This window comes from Ectobacillus sp., assembly GCF_056992975.1.
Map to the genome: position 1 here is coordinate 1 of NZ_JBXKMX010000002.1, position 3,690 is coordinate 3,690.

Here is a 3,690-nt window from a genome sequence, read left to right on the forward strand (position 1 = left end):
GTTGAAAGTATCTCGTTTTTCCTGGGCGAATTCAGGCTTCGTAACACTCATTAAATCATTTAAAATATGAATTGCCCGTTCTAATTCACTTTGGGCAATTTGAGAATATTCTTGCTTATATGATTCCTCCATCAATTGAAGGAATCCTTTCACTGAAGTTAAAGGATTTCGGACTTCGTGAGCAATCCCGGCTGCCATTTCTCCAATAGAGGATAATAGATGATTATTCCAGTTGTTATGATCATAGGATGTTTGTAAATAACTTATATTGAACATATATATATGAACTTTATCTAGTTTTTGATCTTTGAATGTTCGGTGGAATAAAAAAAAGTATGGATGTGTATCTACTGTTACGATAAACTCATTGCATCGTCCCATAAAACATTCATGTAGCTTCGTCTTAATATCGTTATTATTAATTCGATGGAAAAGATAGTTGGTATCTTTCTCATCAGAGAGTATAAGCCTTTTTCCCTCCTCATTTACTTTTTGAATCATGCCATTAGGATTGAGTTCAATCAAACCATAAGCGATCTCACGAGCCGTCGGTGATGCCATCATCGTAATGAACCCCGCCCTTCATCAAGCCACTTTACAGCTCTAACCTTTGTACCAAGGTTTATGGTACTTGTGACTTCAAATTCATCCATTAAGCGCTTCACTCCTGATAACCCCAATCCTAATCCGGTTTTGGAAGGGACTGTATTATTTAAAATTTGTTCAAGGTTTGGAATGCCAGGACCCTGGTCAATTGCGATGATTTCAATTCCATAGGATATAACTGGCTTTATATAGATTTCACCTTTGCCAGCGTAAAAGACAATGTTGCGAGTTAATTCCATTATCGATACTACTAATTTCGTTTGTTGGATCTTATTCAATCCGCAATCTTCAGCAACCCGTTTTCCGATTGTACTTGCTAGGTACACGTCATCCTCTCGTTCAATAATAATTCTGTACAAAGTATTCCCCTATCCTTTTTATAAATTCATAATATCTATATTTTTACATTGTATTTTAGCATATTTAGAGAAAAATAAAATTAGAATTTTTTAAAAATATGGTTTATTTATATTATTTTTTATAATAAAGTAATATTATTAGTAATCTGTTAAAAGATTCAAGAAATAATGAGGGATTAAAAATAATATGCATTGAGATGAATATTTAAAAAAAGGAAACCATTAGTTACAGTGAAAGTAACCAAGACAGCCTATGGGCTGTCTTGGAGAAAACAGTTCTTGATTATATTATTAGTTACTTAATCCAGTGTTATAATCTGGCTTTGTTGCACCATATGCCTCTAATTCTCGAATTACACTTCGATACTCTGAAATGCAAATGGATCCCTGTAAATACCTCTGGCCAGCAAAGTCTAACAGCATATTCAAATCTGTTGGTTCGTATTGCTTTAATGAAATAAAATATGTGCGTAGTTCCCCTAGTGTCATATCCTCATTCCCCCTTGAGAAGAATTCACTTCTACTGTTTTATCGTATCATAAATAAAAAGCTTTTATAATTTTTGCAAAATTGAAACTATCGACACGATTAGACACTATATCCTACATTTAGTAGTTGAAATTGAAGAGGACGTTACACGTTCTATCGTATTTTTTCATATCTTATTTATAAGAAGGGAGGGATTCTAATGTATCCTAATCAAAATCCAAACGGATACATGTATAATATGTATCCGTTTGAACCAGTTCAAATGAATCAAACGAACTATTATGAACCTTTTCAATTATCATTTCATAATCAGCAACCGTCTTTTTACCCTCCGCCACAACCATCCTATCATCCGACTCAGCCAAACTATCAACATGCCATGAATCCGTATAATCCATACCCTACAAAAAATAATAAAACACAGCAGCAAGGACAGTTTTCAAGTATTATTTCCCAATTTAAAACGAATGATGGAAATTATGATATTAATAAAATGATGAATACGGCAGGACAAATGATGAACGCAATGAATCAAGTAACAGGACTTGTAAAACAAGTAGGAGGTTTTTTTAAATAGAGTGAGCAACTGCGATGTTGCTCCATCTTTACATAGCTTACTAAAAGGATTTATTCGTTACTACGAACGAAATGATGGTTTGATTTATCTATTAATATTATAAATATTACAAAAGTGAAAAAAATGTATGTTTTTGTCGTAAATATATTGTTCGTTTTAACGATCACGTATACAATTAGAACGAGAAAAAATTCATTTAAATGGAGCGGAACCTGTGAAAAATGTAATTTTATATATGTTCTTTGGATTAGTAGTGTTAACGGTTTTGGTATTTACAAGTTTTAAGCATTTTTTGTACACGATTTTATCATAGTAAATAGGTATTTGTAATAGTCATGTACCTCTTTCCAATCATATTGTAAAGTGTAACTACATTATGTTGGAGAGGAGAAAAAAACTATGTATTGTAAACCTTGTTTTGGAGGGCCTTCTTTCGTATCACCAGCTGCAACAGGCCCAGTTATGACTACACCACCAGTTGTACATCCAACAAAGTACTGTGAAACGCACACATTTTCAACAACTGTTGTACCGCATATTCACCCAACTCACTCAACATTAGTAAATCATCAGATGGTCCAAAATCAACATTATTTTCCACAAACACAATCTGCTGTTAACACTGTACAACAAACGAATGTACCTGGATATGGACCAATTCCTCAAGTAGCGGGAGCGATGACAGGACCGTATGCACCAATGAGTCCTTACGGTGCTTCACCGTTGACAGGTCCTGGTAGCATGATGCCTGGATACGGACCAAGTCCTCAAGTAGCAGGAGCGATGACAGGTCCTGGAGGCATGATGCCTGGATACGGACCAAGTCCTCAAGTAGCAGGAGCAATGACAGGTCCTGGAGGCATGACACCTGGATACGGACCAAGTCCTCAAGTAGCAGGAGCAATGACTGGAAATATGGGGCCGAATGTAAATCCAATGGTAGGCGGCATGTTTAAGAAATAAGAAAAAGGGAACTAGCTGGGGCTAGTTCTTTTTGTGTTGGACAATGGTAGCAACAAATTCACCCATTTTATGATACTATTAGTGAGGTGATGATGATGAGAATTTTAGCAGTTACAGGATACAAACCGTTTGAACTTAGTATTTTTTCTAATGATCATCCTGGTGTAGTATATATTAAAAAAGCCTTACAAAAGTATCTCACTCAATTTGCAGAAGAAGGATTAGAATGGGTAATAATAAGTGGACAGCTTGGTGTTGAATTATGGGCTGCCGAGGTTGTGTTCGATTTGCAGGAACAATTTCCTGAACTAAAACTTGCGGTATTTACCCCTTTTTTAGAGCAAGAAGAGAAATGGAAGGATGATACAAAAGAATACTACGAGTTTATTCTTTCTCAGGCCGATCATGTGGACAGTATAACGAAGAAAAAATATGAAGGTCCGGAACAGTTTCGATTGAAAAATCAATTTTTTATACAGAAAAGTGATGCTTTGTTAGTGGTTTATGATGAGGAGAAAGAAGGAAGTCCTAAATATATCGTGGAGACAGCTAAAAAAATAGAACAATATCCTTGCTATTTTATTCGTTTTTCTGATCTACAGGATATGATAGAGCAAGAACAGTGGGAGAAAAGCGATGTGTACGATGACAGGGTATAATGTAACCATTGTAGAATAAAAAAGACAATGGTAAAAT

General features: G+C 35.1%; 6 protein-coding genes. 3 read left to right on the forward strand and 3 right to left on the reverse strand.

Going from position 1 to position 3,690, the window contains the following annotated elements:
• The 3 genes from AC11ZT_RS00015 to AC11ZT_RS00025 form a co-directional block, all read right to left on the reverse strand.
• Positions 1 to 564: histidine kinase dimerization/phospho-acceptor domain-containing protein (locus tag AC11ZT_RS00015; RefSeq protein WP_484057652.1), on the reverse strand; the 564-nt coding region annotated here is incomplete at its 3' end.
• Positions 561 to 965 carry an ATP-binding protein gene (locus tag AC11ZT_RS00020; protein WP_484057653.1) on the reverse strand — a complete coding sequence of 135 codons (405 nt, stop codon included), beginning with the start codon at positions 963 to 965 and terminating at the stop codon, positions 561 to 563. The genes AC11ZT_RS00020 and AC11ZT_RS00015, both read right to left, overlap by 4 nt.
• A gap of 291 nt (positions 966 to 1,256) precedes the next feature.
• Positions 1,257 to 1,454, reverse strand: a complete 198-nt coding sequence (locus tag AC11ZT_RS00025; protein ID WP_484057654.1) for a YppF family protein — start codon at positions 1,452 to 1,454, stop codon at positions 1,257 to 1,259.
• A 199-nt stretch (positions 1,455 to 1,653) separates the two neighbouring features.
• Here AC11ZT_RS00025 and AC11ZT_RS00030 point away from each other — a divergent pair, with 199 nt between their 5' ends.
• The 3 genes from AC11ZT_RS00030 (at position 1,654) to AC11ZT_RS00040 (ending at position 3,653) form a co-directional block, all read left to right on the forward strand.
• Positions 1,654 to 2,031, forward strand: a complete 378-nt coding sequence (locus tag AC11ZT_RS00030) for a YppG family protein (RefSeq protein ID WP_484057655.1) — start codon at positions 1,654 to 1,656, stop codon at positions 2,029 to 2,031.
• 399 nt (positions 2,032 to 2,430) lie between these two features.
• Positions 2,431 to 2,994 (forward strand): CotD family spore coat protein, encoded by a 564-nt coding sequence (locus AC11ZT_RS00035; RefSeq protein WP_484057656.1) that lies wholly within the window; start codon positions 2,431 to 2,433, stop codon positions 2,992 to 2,994.
• Between the two features lie 95 nt (positions 2,995 to 3,089).
• Positions 3,090 to 3,653, forward strand: coding sequence for an SLOG family protein (locus tag AC11ZT_RS00040; protein ID WP_484057657.1), 564 nt, complete (start codon positions 3,090 to 3,092; stop codon positions 3,651 to 3,653).
• Positions 3,654 to 3,690 lie beyond the last annotated feature (37 nt).

Bases quoted from the DNA above. Each gene is read 5' to 3' on its own strand.
- AC11ZT_RS00030 (WP_484057655.1), top strand. From the start codon at position 1,654: ATGTATCCTAATCAAAATCCAAACGGATACATGTATAATATGTATCCG.
- AC11ZT_RS00035 (WP_484057656.1), top strand. From the start codon at position 2,431: ATGTATTGTAAACCTTGTTTTGGAGGGCCTTCTTTCGTATCACCAGCT.
- AC11ZT_RS00040 (WP_484057657.1), top strand. From the start codon at position 3,090: ATGAGAATTTTAGCAGTTACAGGATACAAACCGTTTGAACTTAGTATT.
- AC11ZT_RS00025 (WP_484057654.1), bottom strand. From the start codon at position 1,454: ATGACACTAGGGGAACTACGCACATATTTTATTTCATTAAAGCAATAC.